The sequence below is a fragment of the Pseudomonas sp. DP-17 genome, from assembly GCF_022380625.1.
In the GTDB taxonomy this organism is placed as follows: domain Bacteria; phylum Pseudomonadota; class Gammaproteobacteria; order Pseudomonadales; family Pseudomonadaceae; genus Pseudomonas; species Pseudomonas nitroreducens_A.
On record NZ_JAKSXG010000009.1, the window covers coordinates 81,648 to 98,611 of the forward strand.

Sequence of the window (16,964 nt, forward strand, 5' to 3'; positions counted from 1 at the left end):
CCCCTGGAGAATGCTATGAGCGTCAAGATCAACCAGAAGATCAAAGGCTTCCAGGTGGTGGACGTGGCCGAGGAAAAGGCCCGCGTGGAAGCCGCCGCGGCCGCCGCCGTGGTGAAGATGGACGAAACCCTGCAGCGCCCCGAGCTGCTGGTGGGCGCCACCTACAAGATCAAGTCGCCGCTGTTCGAGCATGCGCTGTACGTGACCATCAACGACGTGGTGCTCAACCCGGACACCCCGTACGAGCAGCGCCGGCCCTTCGAGATCTTCATCAATTCGAAGAACATGGACCACTTCCAGTGGATCGTCGCGCTCACCCGGATCATGTCCGCGGTGTTCCGCAAGGGCGGTGACTGCACCTTCCTGGTGGAAGAGATGAAAGCGGTGTTCGACCCGCGCGGCGGCTATCTCAAGCGCGGCGGCATCTATATGCCGTCGATCGTGGCCGAGATCGGCGCGGTGGTGGAGCGTCACCTGGTCGCCATCGGCCTGATGGAAGGCCCGCAGCTGGACGAGGAGCAGCGCCTGTACCTCGCCGAAAAGCGCGCCGCCTACGAAGCCGCCCAGGGCACCAACAAGGCCGAACCCGGCGAAGGCTTCCCCGCCGGCGCCCAGTTGTGCGGCAAGTGCAACACCATGGCGGTGGTGCAGATGGATGGCTGCGCCACCTGTCTGAACTGCGGGCATAGCAAGTGCGGGTGAGCGGGAGGCTCTGCGACGCATGCGGCGCCCCGCGAACGCCTGGCCATGGATGGCCAGGCCGGGGCTGAACTTGAGCAAAGGAACACCGGCAGGGATGCCAGCTCCGATTCAGATCTTCAATCACGCATCACACGGGGTTGCTCTTTTGTAGAAGCGACAAGCTCGCCCCTACAGATCCCGCGTCGCGATCAAATCCGGTTTCACAACGCGAACGGCAGATGAATCCCCACGCTCTGCCGCTGCGCCAGGCGCTGCTCGAATTCGCTCGGGTCGTGGATCAGCACGTCCTGCCCGGCAAACGCCTCGGCCGCAATCAGTCGTGACAGCCAGAAACGCACGCACGCCACCCGCAGCATCTCCGGCCACAGCTCGGCCTCCAGTGCGGTGAACGGCCGCTTGGCCGCATAGGCCGCCAGCAGGGCGCGGGCGCGCGGCCCATCGAGGGCGCCGTCGTCCGTCGAGCACCAGTCGTTCACGGTGATCGCCAGGTCGTAGAGCATCCAGCCGGAGCTGGCGTTGTAGAAGTCGATCACCCCCGCCAGGTGCGGGCCGTCGAACAGCACGTTGTCGCGGAACAGGTCGGCGTGCAGGTTGGCGCGGGGCAGGGCCGGTTGTTCGGCGAGCAGGCGGGCGATTTCCTCCAGGGCATCGCCCAGCAGGGTCGCGGCGTTGCCGGACAGGTGCGATTGCATCGCCTCGCCTTCATGCAGCATCCAGCTCAGGCCACGGTCGCTGGGACGCTCGATGATCCGCTCGCGGGTGGCGAGGTGCAGGCGCGCCAGCAGGTCGCCGACTTCCTGGCAGTGATGGTTGTTCGGCGAGCGTTCGTGGCGGCCGGCCAGGCGCGGTTGCAGCAGCGCCGGCTTGCCTTCGAGCTGGCGCAACGCCTCGCCATCCTTGGTGCGCAAGGCATAGGGCACCGGCAGGTTGGCCTCGTGCAGCACGTCCAGCAGTTCGATGAAGAACGGCATCTCCTGCACCGGCCCGCGCTCCACCAGGGTCAGGACGAATTCGCCGCGCTCGAGGCTGACGAAGAAATTGCTGTTCTCCGAACCTTCGGCGATGCCGCGAAAGTCGCGCAGGCGGCCGAGGCCGTAGGGGGCGAGGAAATCTTCCAGGACCGGACGTTCCAGAGGGGTGAATACCGACATGCTCAATCCTCTGGAGCGTCGTGGAGGGGAGGGTTTACCAGCTGAAGATCTGCCACTGCGGGATCAGCTTGTCGGGCTGGTCCGAGCGGATGAAATTGCCATCGCTGCCGTCCTGGCGCACCAGGAAGTACGGCTTGCCATGCTTGGGGATGACCTTGATGGCATAGAGAAAGCCGTTCACGCGGTATTCCTGGATGGTCTTGTCGCCTTCCTGGCGGATGGTCACATCCGGTTCCGGCGTCGGGGCATCGTCCGCCGCCAACACGGTGGTCGTGCCAAGGCCCAGCAGCGCGGCGAGCAACAGGCGGTTCAACGTACGCATGATAACCTTGTCCCTTTGTCGAATTGGCTACGGACATTTTAGCCCGAGCCCTTCTGAAAAGGTTGATTCCCCTCATGAGCCAAGCACCCCTCGTCCTCGTGGACGGCTCGTCCTACCTGTATCGCGCCTTCCATGCCCTGCCGCCGCTGATGACCTCCACCGGCATGCCCACCGGCGCGGTGAAGGGCGTGCTGAACATGCTCAAGAGCCTGCGCAAGCAATACCCGGACAGCCCCTTCGCGGTGGTCTTCGATGCCAAGGGGCCGACCTTCCGCGACGCGTTGTTTGCCGAGTACAAGGCCAACCGCCCGTCGATGCCGGATGACCTGCGCGTACAGGTCGAGCCGCTGCACGCCAGCGTGCGGGCGCTGGGCCTGCCGCTCTTGTGCGTGGACGGCGTAGAGGCGGACGACGTGATCGGCACCCTGGCCCGACGCAGCGCGGCGCAGGGGCGCGCGGTGGTGATCTCCACCGGCGACAAGGACATGGCGCAGCTGGTCGACGGGCACATTACTTTGGTCAACACCATGACCGGAAGCGTGCTCGACCCCGATGGCGTAAAAGAGAAATTCGGTGTCGGTCCTGAGCTGATCATCGATTACCTCGCGCTGATGGGCGACAAGGTGGACAACATTCCCGGCGTGCCCGGCGTCGGCGAGAAGACCGCGCTCGGCCTGCTGGTGGGCGTCGGCGGCGGCCTGGACGTGCTGTATGCCAGCCTCGACAAGGTCCCCGAACTGCCGATCCGCGGCGCCAAGGGCCTGCCGGCCAAGCTGGAGGAACATCGCGCGATGGCCTTCCTCTCCTATGAACTGGCGACCATCAAGACCGACGTCGAGCTGGACGTCGAAGTTGACGCGCTGCACCCCGGCGAGCCGCAGCGCGAGGCGCTGATCGGCCTGTATCGCGAACTGGAATTCAAGAACTGGCTGGACGACCTGCTGCGCGAGGCCAAGGAGGAGGGCGGCGGCGATGCCGAGACCGTGTCCATCCAGGCCACTGCGAAGTACGACACCGTTCTTGAGCAGGCGGAATTCGATGTCTGGCTGAAGAAGCTGGAAGCCGCCGAGCTGATCGCCTTCGACACCGAGACCACCAGCATCGACGCCCAGCAGGCGCAGGTGGTGGGGGTCTCCTTCGCCGTGCAGGAAGGCGAGGCCGCCTACGTGCCTCTGGCCCACAGCTATATGGGCGTGCCCGCCCAGCTGGACCGCGACACCGTGCTGCGCGCGCTCAAGCCGCTGCTGGAAGACCCGAACAAGCGCAAGATCGGCCAGCACGCCAAATACGACATGAACGTCCTGGCCAACGCCTCGACGCCCATCGCCGTGCAGGGGATCGCCTTCGACACCATGCTCGAGTCCTACGTGCTGGACTCCACCGCGACCCGCCACGACATGGACAGCCTGGCGCTGAAATACCTCGGCCACGGCACCATCCGTTACGAGGACATTGCCGGCAAGGGCGCCAAGCAGCTGACCTTCGACCAGATCGCCCTGGAACAGGCCGGCCCCTACGCCGCCGAGGATGCCGACGTTACCCTGCGCCTGCACCAGACCCTGTGGCAGAAGCTGGAGGCCATCCCGTCGCTGGCCAGGGTCCTCACCGAGATCGAGATGCCGCTGGTACCGGTGCTGGCGCGTATCGAGCGCAACGGCGCGCTGGTCGATGCCAACCTGCTCGGCAAGCAGAGCGTCGAGCTGGGCGAGAAGATGGTCGAGTTGCAACGCCAGGCCTATGACCTGGCGGGTGAGGAGTTCAACCTCGGCTCGCCCAAGCAACTGGGCGCCATCCTTTATGAAAAGCTGGGCCTGCCGGTGCTCTCCAAGACCGCCACTGGCCAGCCGTCCACGGCCGAGAACGTTCTTGCCGAGTTGGCCGAGCAGGACTACGAGCTGCCCAAAGTGATCATGCAGTATCGCTCCATGAGCAAGCTCAAGAGCACCTACACCGACAAGCTGCCGGAGCAGATCAATCCGCGCACCGGACGCATTCACACCAGTTACCACCAGGCGGTGGCCGCAACCGGTCGGCTGTCCTCCAGCGACCCGAACCTGCAGAACATCCCGATCCGTACCGCCGAGGGTCGTCGCATCCGCCAGGCCTTTGTCGCGCCCAAGGGCTACAAGCTGCTGGCGGCGGACTACTCGCAGATCGAACTGCGCATCATGGCTCACCTGGCCAAGGACGAAGGCCTGCTGGACGCCTTCCGCCACGACCGCGACGTGCACCGTGCCACCGCCGCCGAAGTCTTCGGCGTGCCGCTGGACGAGGTGACGGGCGACCAGCGCCGCAGCGCCAAGGCGATCAACTTCGGCCTGATCTACGGCATGAGCGCCTTCGGCCTCGCCAAGCAGATCGGTGTCGACCGCAAGGAGGCCCAGGCCTACATCGATCGCTACTTCGCCCGCTACCCGGGCGTGCTGGCGTACATGGAGCGCACCCGCGCCCAGGCTTCCGAGCAGGGCTTCGTCGAGACGCTGTTCGGCCGTCGCCTGTACCTCCCGGAGATTGCCTCGAAGAACGGCGCCATGCGCAAGGCGGCGGAGCGCACCGCGATCAACGCACCGATGCAGGGTACGGCCGCGGACATCATGAAGCGCGCCATGGTGGCTGTGGATAACTGGCTGCAGGACAGCGGCATCGATGCCCGCGTCATCCTCCAGGTGCACGACGAACTGGTGCTGGAAGTGCGCGAGGACCTGGTCGATCAGGTCCGTGACGCCATCCGCCCGCTGATGAGCGGCGCGGCGCAGCTGGACGTACCGCTGGTCGTCGAAGCGGGCGTCGGGGCGAACTGGGACGAGGCGCACTGACGACCGGACGAACGGTCAGAGGGCCCGCGTGCCGGGCCTCCTGGCACGATTGTTCGGGTCCTTTGGCGTGAGCCTGAAAAAATCTTCCGTGACCCGCTGAACTTTCCCGCGAAGAGCCGAGTCAGAACTCGTGAATGGCTGGTGAAGCCCTTCGATGCTCCTTTGCAGTGTTTAGTGTTGGCAGATTACTGGACCCCGCCCTAGCGGTCCGGACTTAAACCCCGAACTTCCCCCTCCCCATACGAAGCTCGGGGTTTTTTTTGCCTGCGATTTGGCCTCAGGCCTCCTCGGCGGCCTCCTCTTCTTCCTCGTCCAGCAGACCCAGCCAGCCGGCCAGGACCAGCTGCGCCTCTTCCACGCCCTGGCGCTTGGGTGCCGAGAACAACTGCAGGGTGGCGACATCGCCCCAGCCGTCGAGGATTTCCTTGCGGGTCTTGAGCAGCGCATTCTTCGCCGCGCCATAGGCCAGCTTGTCGGCCTTGGTCAGCAGCACGTGGATCGGCAGCTGGCTGGCCTGGGCCCAGTCGAGCATCAGGCGGTCGAAATCGGTCAGCGGGTGGCGGATATCCATCAGCAGCACCACGCCGGCTAGCGCATTGCGGCTGGAGAGATAAGCTTCCAGGTGCTGCTGCCAGTGCAGCTTCAGCGGAATCGGCACCTTGGCGTAGCCGTAGCCGGGCAGGTCGACCAGGCGGCGTTCGTCATCCAGGCGGAAGAAGTTCAGCAGCTGGGTGCGGCCGGGGGTCTTGGAGGTGCGCGCGAGGTTCGCGTGGGTCAGCGCATTCAGCGCGCTGGACTTGCCCGCGTTGGAGCGGCCGGCGAAGGCGACTTCCAGGCCGGAGTCTTCCGGGCACTGGTTCACCTTGGCGGCGGAAATAAGGAAAGTGGCCTGTTGGCAGAGGCCGAGAATCGGGTTTTTCGTAGCGTTCTTCGAGGACATGAGTGACTTCGCAGCGGGTGCGACGCGGTGTCGCGGGGGGCGGTTTCGTTTCCGTTTGGGCATCGGAAGTATATAATGCCGCGGATTTTGTGTGCGCTTTATCCCCCAGGGTCGAGCCACACGGGAACGTTGGAGTCCGCGCAAACAAGAACGCGGATGTTCCCTGCGATGAGGATAATCATGAAGAAACTGCTGTTCGCAGCCATCGTTGCCGCGCTGGCATCCAGCGCCCTGGCGGCCCAAGATCCGGAAGCCGTTTTCAACAGAGCCTGTGGCGCCTGCCACAATGGTCAGTTGCCAGTGGCGCCGAAGAAGGGCGACGCCGCCGCCTGGAAGCCACGCCTGGACAAGGGCATGGACACGCTGGTGCAACACGTGACCAACGGTTTCAACGCGATGCCGCCTCGCGGCCTGTGCACCGACTGCAGCGCCGAGGATTACCAGACAATTATCCAGTGGATGTCGAAGTAACTCCCAGGCCTTACTCTTTCACCCTTAGCCGTTATTGGATTAGCTGATGAACAAATTGATCGTGAGTCTGCTGTTGACCCTGGGTCTTGTCGGTGTGGCGCACGCCGCTGGCGATGCCAAGGCCGGTCAGGCGAAAGCTGCTGTCTGTGGGGCCTGCCACGGCGCCGATGGCAACAGCATGGCGCCCAACTTCCCGAAACTGGCCGGGCAGGGTGAGCGTTACCTGCTCAAGCAGATGCACGACATCAAGGACGGCAAGCGTACCGTGCTGGAAATGACCGGCCTGCTGACCAACCTGAGCGATCAGGACCTGGCAGACATCGCCGCCTACTTCTCCAGCCAGAACGGCAGCGTCGGCGCCGCCGATCCCAAGCTGGTCGCCCAGGGCGAAGCCCTGTTCCGTGGCGGCAAGCTCGCCGAAGGCATGCCGGCCTGCACCGGTTGCCACAACCCGGCTGGCCAGGGCAACGCCGAAGCCGGCTTCCCGCACCTGGGTGGCCAGCACGCGGCTTACACTGCCAAGCAGCTGACCGCCTTCCGCGAAGGCGAGCGCACCAACGACGGCGACGCCATGATCATGCGCAGCATCGCCGCCAAGCTGTCCAACAAGGACATCGCCGCGATCTCCAGCTACATCGAAGGCCTGCACTAAGCAGCCTCCGGCGCAAACGCCGGAACGAAAACTGCTTCGAAAAAAAGGGTGGCTTCGGCTGCCCTTTTTTGCATCCGCCCCCACTACAATGCTTCGAACCGTGTCTGGCCCCTACGGTCAAACCGCTTCATCCCGCCTCGCACAGCGTGGCGGTTCCGCTCAGCCAAGGAGTGAACCATGCGTAACCTGATTTTCACCGCCGCTCTTGCCTTCGCCGGCCTGTTCGCCGTCAACGCGAACGCCGCCGACTTCGAAGCGGGCAAGAACTACACCGAGCTGAACCAGGCCGTCCCGGTCTCGCAGCCCGGCAAGATCGAGGTGGTGGAGCTGTTCTGGTACGGTTGCCCGCACTGCTACGCGTTCGAACCGACCATCAACCCGTGGATTGAGAAGCTGCCGGCCGACGTTCACTTCGTGCGCCTTCCGGCCATGTTCGGCGGCCTCTGGAACATCCACGGCCAGCTGTTCCTGACCCTGGAATCCATGGGTGTGGAGAACAAGGTGCACCACTCGATCTTCGAGAAACTGCACAACAACCCGAAAGCCCTGACCACCCCGGAAGAAATGGCTGACTTCGTCGCCGAACAGGGCGTGGACAAGGCCAAGTTCCTCAGCACCTACAACTCCTTCGCCATCAAGGGCCAGATCGAGAAGGCCAAGAAGCTGGCGATGGCCTACCAGATCAGCGGCGTGCCGACCCTGGTGGTCAATGGCAAGTACCGTTTCGACATCGGCTCGGCCGGTGGCCCGGACGAGGCGCTGCAGCTGGCTGACCAGCTGATCGCCAAGGAACGCGCCAGCGCCAAGGCCGCTCAGTAAGGTCCGACGACGATGCTGCGCCGGCGGACTCGTGATCGTGTCGCAGGGGCCTGTGTCCCGCGGGTGAACGCCGCCCATGGCACACCCGCCGGCCTGCCCGACGACGGCCGGCTACGCCTGCTCAGCTTCAATATCCAGGTGGGTATCAGTACCGAAAGGTACCGCCACTACCTGACCCGCGGCTGGCAGCACCTGCTGCCGGCCGCCGGACGCGCCAGCAACCTGCAGCGCATCGGCGAGCTGCTCCACGACTACGACGTGGTCGCCTTGCAGGAAGCCGACGGCGGCAGCATCCGCTCCGGCAACATCAACCAGGTCGAACACCTGGCCCAGCTCGGTGCCTTCCCTTACTGGTACCAGCAGCTCAACCGCAATCTCGGGCGCATTGCCCAGCACAGCAACGGCCTGCTCAGCCGTCTGCAGCCCACCGCCCTGGAAGACCATCCGCTGCCCGGCCCGCCCGGACGCGGCGCGATCCTGATGCGCTTCGGCGAAGGCAAGGACGCGCTGGCCGTGGTGATGATGCACCTGGCACTCGGCGCGCGGACCCGCACCCGGCAGCTGGCCTACATCCGCGAACTGCTGCAGGACTACCGCCACCATGTGCTGATGGGTGACATGAACACCCATGCCACCGACCTGCTGGAAAGCTCGCCGCTGCGCGACCTCCAGCTGATCGCCCCGCAGGTCGAGGCTACTTTCCCCAGCTGGCGCCCGCAGCGCTGCCTGGACCACATACTGCTCAGTTCCGAGCTGGCGCTGGAGCGCGTCAGTGTCCTCCCGCATCCGATTTCCGACCACCTGCCGGTGGCCGTGGAAATCCGCCTGCCGGATGCCCTGCGTTCGTCCTCGTCGCTCGCCTTGCGCGGCGAGGCCCCTGAATGAGTCGCGACGACGACCAACGCTGGAAGCAGAAATACCTGGATAACCTCGAGCAGCAGGAAAAGCTCGAGCGCCGCTGGGATGCCCGCCTCGACCTGCTGCGCCGCGGCCTGGTGCGCAGCAGCCTGGCTGCCGAAGGCAGCGACAAGGTGGTGGATGCCTGCATGAAGGAGCTGCGCGAGGTGCTGCGCCGCGACGACATGGACGCCGGCCTGTCGCGCCTGATCCCGCAGCTGGAGAAGGCCGTACTCGACTCCGAGCAGCGCCGCCAGCAGCGCGTCGAACAGAACATTGCCGCCTTGAGTCAGCTTTCCCAGCAGTTGTTGACCGTGGACATGCCGGGTGATGTGCGCAAGCCGCTCAAGCGCCTGGCCAAGGACATCCCCAGTCGCGCCAGCACCTCCCGGGAGCTGCCGGCGCTGCTGAGCGAGCTGAGCCGCCTGCAGCGCCAGGTGCTGGACCATTTTGGCGATGGCGGCGGCGAGCAGCGCCCCGGCTTCCTCCAGCGGTTGTTCGGCAGCCGAGACAGTGATGACGCGCAAGCGCCCGAAGCGCCGCGCGCCAAGCCTGCCGCTGCGGCGGCTGCCGCGCTCGGCGCGGAACCGGAAGCGGAGCCGTCGCCTGTCTCATCGCCGTCAGCCGCACCCGCACTGGCCGAGTCCGCTGCGGTTGAAGCGGTGGCTGCGCCCATCGCGACCCCGGCGGAAGCGGTGGTCCCGGCCGTGACTGCAAAGCCCGTTGCTGAGCCTTCGCCGGTCGCGCCTGCAGAATCGCCAACGACGGTGCCCGGCCTGGCTTCGACCGTAGAACCGGCCGGCCGCGATGAACCGGCGCTGCTGGACAGCCTGCCGCTCCCGCCCGGCCTGTTCGGTACGCGCGAGGACGCGCAGCAGGCGAATGATCCCTACGCCCTGCCGCCGCGCCCGGAGCCCGGTTACAGCGCCGTGGCGCCGCACATCGAGGCGAGCCTGCTGCGGCTGCTTGATGAAATGCACCTGCCGGCCGCCCAGCAGATCCAGGCCGAGGCCCTGCGTTCGCGCATCCATGGCAGCCTCAACTGGTACGAACTGGTGCCGGTGCTGGACGATCTCGGCGTGCTGGTCCTCTCACTCAACGACAGCGGTCAGCGCGAGTTCGAAGGCTACCTGCATCAGCTCAACGACCGCCTGGGGGCCTTTCTCGACGGCCTGCAGGCGGTGCAGGAAAACCATAGCGGCACCCGTTCCAGCGCGCGCGCGCTGGACGACACCCTGCGCGAGCAGGTCAGCGGCCTGAAGGAAAGCGTGCTGGAGGCCACCGACCTGGAGGGCCTCAAGCGCAACGTCGAGTCGCGCCTGCAGGGTCTGGTCGGCACCATGGACCGCTTCCGCGAGGAGCGCGAGGTCCGTGAACGCGAAGTGGGCGAGCGCATCCAGTCGCTGGTGACCCGCGTCGCCAGCATGGAAGAGGAAGCCCGCACTTTCCAGGCGAACATCGAGGACCAGCGCCAGAAGGCCATGACCGACCCCTTGACCGGCCTGCCCAACCGCGCCGCCCTCACCGAGCGCCTGGAGCTGGAAGTTTCGCGCTGGCAGCGCCACGGCGGCGACCTGCTGCTGGCGGTGATCGATGTCGACCATTTCAAACGCATCAACGACGACTTCGGCCACCTGGCCGGCGACAAGGTACTGAAGATCATCGCCAACGAACTGGCCAAGCGTGTGCGCAAGACCGACTTCATCGCCCGCTACGGCGGCGAAGAGTTCGTCGTGCTGCTGCCGGCCACACCGCTGGCGGGCGGGCAGCAACTGCTCGACGTGCTGCGCGGTGCCATCGAGGCCTGCCCGTTCCACTTCAAGGGCGAGCGCCTGAGCATCACCTGCTCGGCGGGACTGACCGCCTTCCGCGACGGCGAACGCGCCGAAGCGGTGTTCGAGCGTGCCGACCAGGCGCTGTACCGCGCCAAGCGCGGTGGGCGCAATCGCCTCGAAGTCGATTGAGCCCACGGCGCTTCCTGTAGGAGCAGGCCTGCTCGCGACCCACGCCGCTGCCGGCAGCCTCGCGGACGAAGTCCGCTCATACAGAAGCTCGCTTCCTTTCGTCCCGGAAATTCTTGACGAACGAAAGAACTTGAGTTTTGATTCGCACGCTTATCTTTCTAATCGAAACTTAATCGTTCATGTCGAAACGCAATACTCCCCAACGCCGCCATGACATCCTGGCGCTGCTTGCCGAACAGGGCGAGGTCAGCGTGGACGATCTCGCGCGCCGCTTCGCCACCTCCGAGGTGACCATCCGCAAGGACCTGGCTGCCCTGGAAGGCAACGGCCTGCTGCTGCGCCGCTACGGTGGAGCGGTGCCGATGCCCCATGAACTGATCGCCGAGCCGAGCCAGCCGCTGTCGCGCTACAAGCAGGCCATCGGCCGCGCCGCGGCTGCCTGCATCCGCGAGCACGCGCGGATCATCATCGACAGCGGCAGCACCACCGCCGCGCTGATCCCGGAACTGGGCCGCAAGCCCGGCCTGGTGGTGATGACCAACTCCCTGAGCGTGGCCAATGCCCTGCGCGAACTGGAGCGCGAGCCGGTACTGCTGATGACCGGCGGCACCTGGGACCCGCACTCTGAGTCGTTCCAGGGCCAGGTGGCCGAACAGGTGCTGCGCTCCTACGATTTCGATCAGTTGTTCATCGGCGCCACCGGGCTGGACATCGAGCGCGGTACCACGACCTTCAACGAACTGCTGGGCCTGAGCCGGGTCATGGCCGAGGTCGCCCGCGAGGTGATCGTCATGGCCGAGGCCGACAAGCTGGGCCGGCGCATTCCCAACCTGGAGCTGCCCTGGAGCAGCGTCCAGACCCTGATTACCGACGAACGCCTGAGCGATGAAGCGTTCGAACTGATCCAGACGCGCGGCGTGAAAGTGATCCGCGCGCGCTGCGAAGACTGACAGGAGACCCAAGCCATGTGTGGAATCGTAGGCGCCATCGCCGAGCGCAATATCACCCCGATCCTCGTCGAAGGCCTCAAGCGCCTGGAGTACCGCGGTTACGACAGCGCCGGTGTGGCGGTGATCGATAACAGCGGCGCGCTGGATCGCCGGCGTCGCGCAGGCAAGGTTTCCAGCCTCGAACTGGCCATCGAGGAGCAGCCGCTGCTCGGCCGTCTGGGCATTGCCCATACCCGCTGGGCGACCCACGGCGCGCCCACCGAGGCCAACGCCCACCCGCACTTCTCCCATGGCGAAGTGGCGGTGGTGCACAACGGCATCATCGAGAACTTCGAACCCCTGCGCGAAATGCTCAAGGCGCGTGGCTACGTCTTCACCTCGCAGACCGACACCGAGGTCATCGCCCACCTGCTGCACCTGCGCCTGGGCGAACTGGGCGACCTGACCGTCGCGCTCAAGGCTGTGGTCAAGGAACTGCACGGCGCCTATGGCCTGGCGGTGATCAGCAGCAAGCAGCCCGATCGTATCCTCGCCGCCCGCAGTGGCAGCCCGCTGGTGGTGGGCCTGGGCCACGGCGAGAACTTCCTCGCCTCCGACCAGTTGGCGCTGCGCCAGGTCACCGACCGCTTCATCTATCTGGAAGAGGGCGACATTGCTGAAATCCGCCGCGACGGCCTGCAACTGTGGGACGTTAACGGCAACCCGGTGCAGCGAGAGGAAGTGCGCTACCACGAAGGCGCCGAGGCAGCCGACAAGGGTGGCTACCGCCACTTCATGCTCAAGGAGATCCACGAGCAGCCGGCGGTGGTGCAGCGCACCCTCGAAGGCCGCCTGGGCAGCGGGCAGGTGCTGGTGGACAACTTCGGCCCGCAGGCCCGCGAGCTGCTGGCCAAGGTGCGCACCGTGCAGATCGTCGCCTGCGGCACCAGCTACCACGCCGGCATGGTCGCCCGTTACTGGCTGGAGAGCCTGACCGGCATTCCCTGCCAGGTCGAGGTCGCCAGCGAATTCCGCTACCGCAAGGTCGCGGTGCACCCGGACTCGCTGTTCGTCACCATTTCCCAGTCCGGCGAGACTGCCGATACCCTGGCCGCGCTGCGCTACGCCAAGGAGCTGGGCTTCCTCTCCAGCCTGGCGATCTGCAACGTCGCCACCAGCTCGCTGGTGCGCGAGTCGGACATGACCCTGCTGACCAATGCCGGCCCGGAAATCGGCGTGGCGTCCACCAAGGCCTTCACCACCCAGTTGGTCGCCCTGCTGCTGCTGACCCTCGGCATCGGCCAGGTGCAGAAGCGCCTGGGCGACGGTGTGGAGGCGGAGCTGGTGAACGAGCTGCGCCGCCTGCCGACGCACCTGGAAGAAGCCCTGGCAATGGACAAGGTGGTGGAGAAGGTCAGCGAGCTGTTCGCCGAGAAGCACCACACCCTGTTCCTGGGCCGTGGCGCGCAGTACCCGGTGGCGATGGAAGGCGCGCTGAAGCTCAAGGAAATCTCCTACATCCACGCCGAGGCGTATCCGGCCGGCGAGCTCAAGCACGGCCCGCTGGCGCTGGTCGACGCCGACATGCCGGTAGTCACCGTGGCGCCGAACAACGAACTGCTGGAGAAGCTCAAGTCCAACCTGCAGGAGGTCCGCGCCCGTGGCGGCGAACTGGTGGTCTTCGCCGAAGGCGGCAGCGGCATCGCCAATGGCGAAGGCACCCATGTGGTGGGCATGCCGGCGATCCACGATTGCCTTGCGCCTATCCTCTACACCGTGCCGCTGCAGCTGCTGTCCTACTACGTTGCCGTGCTCAAGGGCACTGACGTCGACCAGCCGCGTAATCTCGCGAAATCCGTGACGGTGGAATGAGCATTAGAGGCTGGAACAGGCGCGCTCAGGCGTGACGACAAAGAGGTCCCTTCGGGGGCCTTTTTTCGTTTATGGGACACGGGGTTCAAAGGGAAGGGGATCAACATTCCCCCGGTGCCTGCACGTCCGGGGGTGTGGACGGGGCACCGAGGCCAGGCGGCTTGAGCCGCTACACGAGGGGAATGGAAATCGACCTTGTCTTGTGGACAAGGTCGGGCTCCTGCCCTGCGAGGGGTACCTGACAAGTCTCCCGCAGGGCCGGGAGCGGGCCAACGATAGAAGCTGGCTACTGGCCGGTCAATCGGAAACGACAAACGCTCGTTCACAACTGTCCGATATTCGAACCGAAAGGCGGGGGAAATCCGCGGAATTCGTTAGCCGGCTATCGGAGGTGTCTATACTGTTTCCGAATGTGTCGGCGAAAAATCCCGTCGTTGGGGTCAGATGCAGATACGGGGCGGCAGAGGGATTTCCGTCCATGGACATCGACGTCGCAAGGACCCGCAAGAGCGATAACTGACAAGAGAATCCCCATGAACACACCTGCCGCACCGCAGTATTCCGCCCACGAGCGCCGCTCGCGCATCCTGGCCATCGTCGGCGCCTCGTCGGGCAACCTGGTGGAGTGGTTCGACTTCTACGTCTACGCCTTCACCGCGCTGTACTTCGCCCATGCCTTCTTTCCGTCGGACGATCCGACGGTGCAGTTGCTCAACACCGCCGGGGTGTTCGCTGCAGGCTTCCTGATGCGCCCGATCGGTGGCTGGCTGTTCGGCCGCATCGCCGACAAGAAGGGCCGCAAGACCGCGATGATGATTTCGGTGCTGATGATGTGCGGCGGTTCGCTGGCAATCGCAGTCATGCCGACCTACGCCACCATCGGCGTGGCGGCGCCCGCGCTGCTGCTGCTTGCGCGGCTGTTCCAGGGCCTCTCAGTGGGCGGCGAGTACGGCACCAGCGCGACCTACATGAGCGAAGTGGCGCTGAAGGGCCAGCGCGGCTTCTTCGCTTCGTTCCAGTACGTGACCCTGATCGGCGGCCAGTTGCTGGCCGTGCTGGTGGTGGTGATCCTGCAGCAGCTGCTGACCACCGAGGAGCTGCGCGAGTGGGGCTGGCGGATTCCCTTCGTGGTCGGCGCCATCACCGCGGTGATTGCCTTCTACCTGCGCCGCTCGCTGAACGAGACGGCCAAGGAATCCAACCTCAAGCGCAAGGAGTCGGGCACGCTCACCGAACTGTTCGCCCACCACAAGCGCGCCTTCTTCACCGTGCTCGGCTTCACCGCCGGCGGCTCGCTGATCTTCTACACCTTCACCACCTACATGCAGAAATACCTGGTGAACACCGCCGGGATGGACCCGAAGGTGGCCAGCGGCGTCATGACCTTCGCGCTGTTCTGCTACATGTGCATGCAGCCGCTGTTCGGCGCGCTGTCCGACCGCATCGGGCGCAAGACCTCGATGCTCTGGTTCGGCGCTCTGGGGATGCTGTGCACCTGGCCGATTCTCACGGCGCTGAAGACCGTCAGCAGCCCATATGCCGCGTTCGGCCTGATCATCCTGGCAATGGCCATCGTCAGCCTGTACACCTCGATCAGCGGCCTGATCAAGGCGGAGATGTTCCCGCCGCAGATTCGCGCGCTAGGTGTGGGCCTCTCCTACGCGGTGGGCAACGCGATCTTCGGCGGCTCGGCCGAATACGCCGCGCTGGGCCTGAAGAGCATGGGCATGGAAGAGGTGTTCTACCTCTACGTCTCGGCCATGTGCGGTGTGGCGCTGCTGGTCTGCCTGCTGCTGCCGGACCTGCGCAAGGTCAGCTACCTCAACGACGAGGACTGACCCCGCGCACTTCGCTAGTCGTTGCCCCGGCCACGCAAGGCATGGTCGGGCAGCGACAACGCAATCAGCAGGGCCAGGGCGCCGAAGCCGGCGTTGACCAGGAACAGGTGCCCGAAGACCCCGTCCAACGCCTGCCGCTGTTCCTCATGGCCCTCGCCGCTCAGGCTGGCCAGCAGCGCGCTGGCCGACAACCCGTGATCCGCCTCGCCCGCCAATGGTTGCAGCATTGCCAGCAGCAGCGCGGACATCAGGGCAATCCCCACCGCGCCGCCCAGTGAGCGGAACAAGGTGATGTTGCTGGTGGCTACGCCCAGGTGCTTCATCTCCACCGCACTTTGCGCCGCCACCAGGCTGGTGGGGAACTGCGTGCCGGCGGCGATGCCGGTGAGCAGCATGCAGATGCCCGAGAGCCAGTACGCGCTCGGTGGCGTCAGCGCCAGGCCCGCAATCGCCAGCGGCATCAGCAGCGCGCCACCGACGATCTGCGGCTTGTAGCGGCCGATGATCGCCGTCAACCGGCCGCAACAGTACGCGCCGATCGGCACGCCCATGGCCAGCGGCAGCAGGTGCAGCGCGGCGCTGTCTGCGCCGGCGCCGGTCACCGACTGGAAGCGCAGCGGCACCAGCACCGACAGCGAGATCACCTGGAAGCTGGCGAAGAAACTGATCAGCCAGCTCAGCGTGGCGGCGCGAATGCCGAACAGGTGCATCGGCACCAGCGGTTCCGGCGCGCGCCGCTCCTGCATGACGAACAAGGCGATCAGCAGCAGCGCGGCAGTGAACAGCGCGAGCATCTGTGGGTCGTTCCAGCGCGCGCCCTGGCCAACCTCCGTGATCGCCAGCAGCAGGCTGCCCAGGCCGGCGATCATCAGCATCGTGCCGAGGTAGTCGATCACCGGCTTGCGCCCCGGCACTGGCAGGCCGCGCAGGGTCTGGCGCGACACCGCGAGGGCGACCAGGCCCACCGGCAGGTTGATCAGGAACACCCAGCGCCACGACAGGTACTCGGTGAGCAGCCCGCCCAGCACCGGGCCGGCGATGCTCGCCACCGCGTACATGCTGCTGAAATAGCCCTGGTAGCGGCCGCGTTCGCGCGGCGGGACGATATCGCCGATGATCGCCTGGCTCACCGACATCATGCCGCCGGCGCCGATGCCCTGCAGGACGCGGGCGAGCACCAGCTGCTCCATGCTCTGGGCCGCGCCGCAGAGCAGCGAGGCGAAGGTGAACAGGCCGATGGCGAAGAGCATCAGCACGCGGCGGCCGTAGAGGTCGCCGAGCTTGCCGTAGATCGGCATGGAGATGGTCATCGCCACCATGTAGCCGGAGATGACCCAGGCCAGCAGGTCGAAATCGCCGAAGCCTGCGGAAATCGCCGGCAGGGACACGGCGACGATGGTCTGGTCGAGCGCACCGAGGAAGATCGCCAGCATCAGTCCCACCAGCACGGTGCGGACCGCTGGACGCGGCGCGGAGAAGGTAGTCAAGACAGCCCCCTTGGACGGCAGAGGTCCTCCGGCCGGAATGCATGCGGAGGGGCGTCAGTGTAGTGCAATGGAGCGACGAACTGTCACGCCGGTGTCATCCTTGC

The 16,964-nt window shown here is 65.7% G+C and carries 14 protein-coding genes; 10 read left to right on the plus strand and 4 right to left on the minus strand.

Annotated features, from left to right (window positions below; all coding sequences use genetic code 11):
- Positions 1–15 precede the first annotated feature (15 nt).
- On the plus strand, positions 16–702 hold the full coding sequence (locus MJ122_RS14830) for an NrdJb (RefSeq protein WP_017521239.1): 687 nt from the start codon (positions 16–18) through the stop codon (positions 700–702).
- Positions 703–902: 200 nt separating this feature from the next.
- Here MJ122_RS14830 and MJ122_RS14835 read toward each other — a convergent pair whose 3' ends face one another.
- Together MJ122_RS14835 and MJ122_RS14840 are read right to left on the minus strand one after the other, a co-directional pair.
- A complete protein-coding gene (locus MJ122_RS14835) occupies positions 903–1,853 on the minus strand; it encodes a homoserine kinase (protein ID WP_239744666.1) in 951 nt (316 codons plus the stop codon).
- 34 nt (positions 1,854–1,887) lie between these two features.
- Complete coding sequence (locus MJ122_RS14840) at positions 1,888–2,175, minus strand: DUF2782 domain-containing protein (RefSeq protein ID WP_088415777.1); 288 nt, start codon at positions 2,173–2,175, stop codon at positions 1,888–1,890.
- Between the two features lie 74 nt (positions 2,176–2,249).
- On the opposite strand from MJ122_RS14840, the gene polA reads away from it, so the two are divergent.
- On the plus strand, positions 2,250–4,991 hold the full coding sequence (polA, locus tag MJ122_RS14845) for a DNA polymerase I (RefSeq protein WP_088415778.1): 2,742 nt from the start codon (positions 2,250–2,252) through the stop codon (positions 4,989–4,991).
- A gap of 277 nt (positions 4,992–5,268) precedes the next feature.
- Here the strand turns inward: polA and yihA are convergent, their stop codons facing one another.
- The gene (yihA, locus tag MJ122_RS14850; RefSeq protein WP_017521243.1) at positions 5,269–5,931 is read right to left on the minus strand and encodes a ribosome biogenesis GTP-binding protein YihA/YsxC; all 663 of its coding nucleotides are present in this window, start codon (positions 5,929–5,931) and stop codon (positions 5,269–5,271) included.
- A 180-nt stretch (positions 5,932–6,111) separates the two neighbouring features.
- On the opposite strand from yihA, the gene MJ122_RS14855 reads away from it, so the two are divergent.
- The 8 genes from MJ122_RS14855 (at position 6,112) to MJ122_RS14890 (ending at position 15,373) form a co-directional block, all read left to right on the plus strand.
- Positions 6,112–6,402: a c-type cytochrome gene (locus MJ122_RS14855; protein WP_239744667.1), complete on the plus strand. Its 291-nt coding sequence runs from the start codon at positions 6,112–6,114 to the stop codon at positions 6,400–6,402.
- Between the two features lie 46 nt (positions 6,403–6,448).
- On the plus strand, positions 6,449–7,054 hold the full coding sequence (locus tag MJ122_RS14860; protein ID WP_017521245.1) for a c-type cytochrome: 606 nt from the start codon (positions 6,449–6,451) through the stop codon (positions 7,052–7,054).
- Between the two features lie 177 nt (positions 7,055–7,231).
- Complete coding sequence (locus MJ122_RS14865; RefSeq protein WP_088415780.1) at positions 7,232–7,873, plus strand: thiol:disulfide interchange protein DsbA/DsbL; 642 nt, start codon at positions 7,232–7,234, stop codon at positions 7,871–7,873.
- A gap of 12 nt (positions 7,874–7,885) precedes the next feature.
- The gene (locus MJ122_RS14870) at positions 7,886–8,758 is read left to right on the plus strand and encodes an endonuclease/exonuclease/phosphatase family protein (RefSeq protein WP_088415781.1); all 873 of its coding nucleotides are present in this window, start codon (positions 7,886–7,888) and stop codon (positions 8,756–8,758) included.
- Positions 8,755–10,734 (plus strand): GGDEF domain-containing protein, encoded by a 1,980-nt coding sequence (locus tag MJ122_RS14875; protein WP_239744668.1) that lies wholly within the window; start codon positions 8,755–8,757, stop codon positions 10,732–10,734. Before MJ122_RS14870 ends, MJ122_RS14875 begins: the two co-directional genes overlap by 4 nt.
- A 179-nt stretch (positions 10,735–10,913) precedes the next feature.
- Complete coding sequence (locus MJ122_RS14880) at positions 10,914–11,684, plus strand: DeoR family transcriptional regulator (protein WP_017521249.1); 771 nt, start codon at positions 10,914–10,916, stop codon at positions 11,682–11,684.
- Positions 11,685–11,699: 15 nt separating this feature from the next.
- A complete protein-coding gene (gene glmS / locus MJ122_RS14885; protein ID WP_239744669.1) occupies positions 11,700–13,535 on the plus strand; it encodes a glutamine--fructose-6-phosphate transaminase (isomerizing) in 1,836 nt (611 codons plus the stop codon).
- Positions 13,536–14,068: 533 nt separating this feature from the next.
- Complete coding sequence (locus MJ122_RS14890; protein ID WP_088415784.1) at positions 14,069–15,373, plus strand: MFS family transporter; 1,305 nt, start codon at positions 14,069–14,071, stop codon at positions 15,371–15,373.
- A gap of 14 nt (positions 15,374–15,387) precedes the next feature.
- Here MJ122_RS14890 and MJ122_RS14895 read toward each other — a convergent pair whose 3' ends face one another.
- A complete protein-coding gene (locus MJ122_RS14895) occupies positions 15,388–16,860 on the minus strand; it encodes an MDR family MFS transporter (RefSeq protein WP_275590703.1) in 1,473 nt (490 codons plus the stop codon).
- Positions 16,861–16,964 lie beyond the last annotated feature (104 nt).

What these genes read in the sequence shown, in the direction of transcription:
- MJ122_RS14830 (WP_017521239.1), top strand. Translation starts at nt 16, where the DNA reads ATGAGCGTCAAGATCAACCAGAAGATCAAAGGCTTCCAGGTGGTGGAC.
- MJ122_RS14835 (WP_239744666.1), bottom strand. Translation starts at nt 1,853, where the DNA reads ATGTCGGTATTCACCCCTCTGGAACGTCCGGTCCTGGAAGATTTCCTC.
- MJ122_RS14840 (WP_088415777.1), bottom strand. Translation starts at nt 2,175, where the DNA reads ATGCGTACGTTGAACCGCCTGTTGCTCGCCGCGCTGCTGGGCCTTGGC.
- polA (WP_088415778.1), top strand. Translation starts at nt 2,250, where the DNA reads ATGAGCCAAGCACCCCTCGTCCTCGTGGACGGCTCGTCCTACCTGTAT.
- yihA (WP_017521243.1), bottom strand. Translation starts at nt 5,931, where the DNA reads ATGTCCTCGAAGAACGCTACGAAAAACCCGATTCTCGGCCTCTGCCAA.
- MJ122_RS14855 (WP_239744667.1), top strand. Translation starts at nt 6,112, where the DNA reads ATGAAGAAACTGCTGTTCGCAGCCATCGTTGCCGCGCTGGCATCCAGC.
- MJ122_RS14860 (WP_017521245.1), top strand. Translation starts at nt 6,449, where the DNA reads ATGAACAAATTGATCGTGAGTCTGCTGTTGACCCTGGGTCTTGTCGGT.
- MJ122_RS14865 (WP_088415780.1), top strand. Translation starts at nt 7,232, where the DNA reads ATGCGTAACCTGATTTTCACCGCCGCTCTTGCCTTCGCCGGCCTGTTC.
- MJ122_RS14870 (WP_088415781.1), top strand. Translation starts at nt 7,886, where the DNA reads ATGCTGCGCCGGCGGACTCGTGATCGTGTCGCAGGGGCCTGTGTCCCG.
- MJ122_RS14875 (WP_239744668.1), top strand. Translation starts at nt 8,755, where the DNA reads ATGAGTCGCGACGACGACCAACGCTGGAAGCAGAAATACCTGGATAAC.
- MJ122_RS14880 (WP_017521249.1), top strand. Translation starts at nt 10,914, where the DNA reads ATGTCGAAACGCAATACTCCCCAACGCCGCCATGACATCCTGGCGCTG.
- glmS (WP_239744669.1), top strand. Translation starts at nt 11,700, where the DNA reads ATGTGTGGAATCGTAGGCGCCATCGCCGAGCGCAATATCACCCCGATC.
- MJ122_RS14890 (WP_088415784.1), top strand. Translation starts at nt 14,069, where the DNA reads ATGAACACACCTGCCGCACCGCAGTATTCCGCCCACGAGCGCCGCTCG.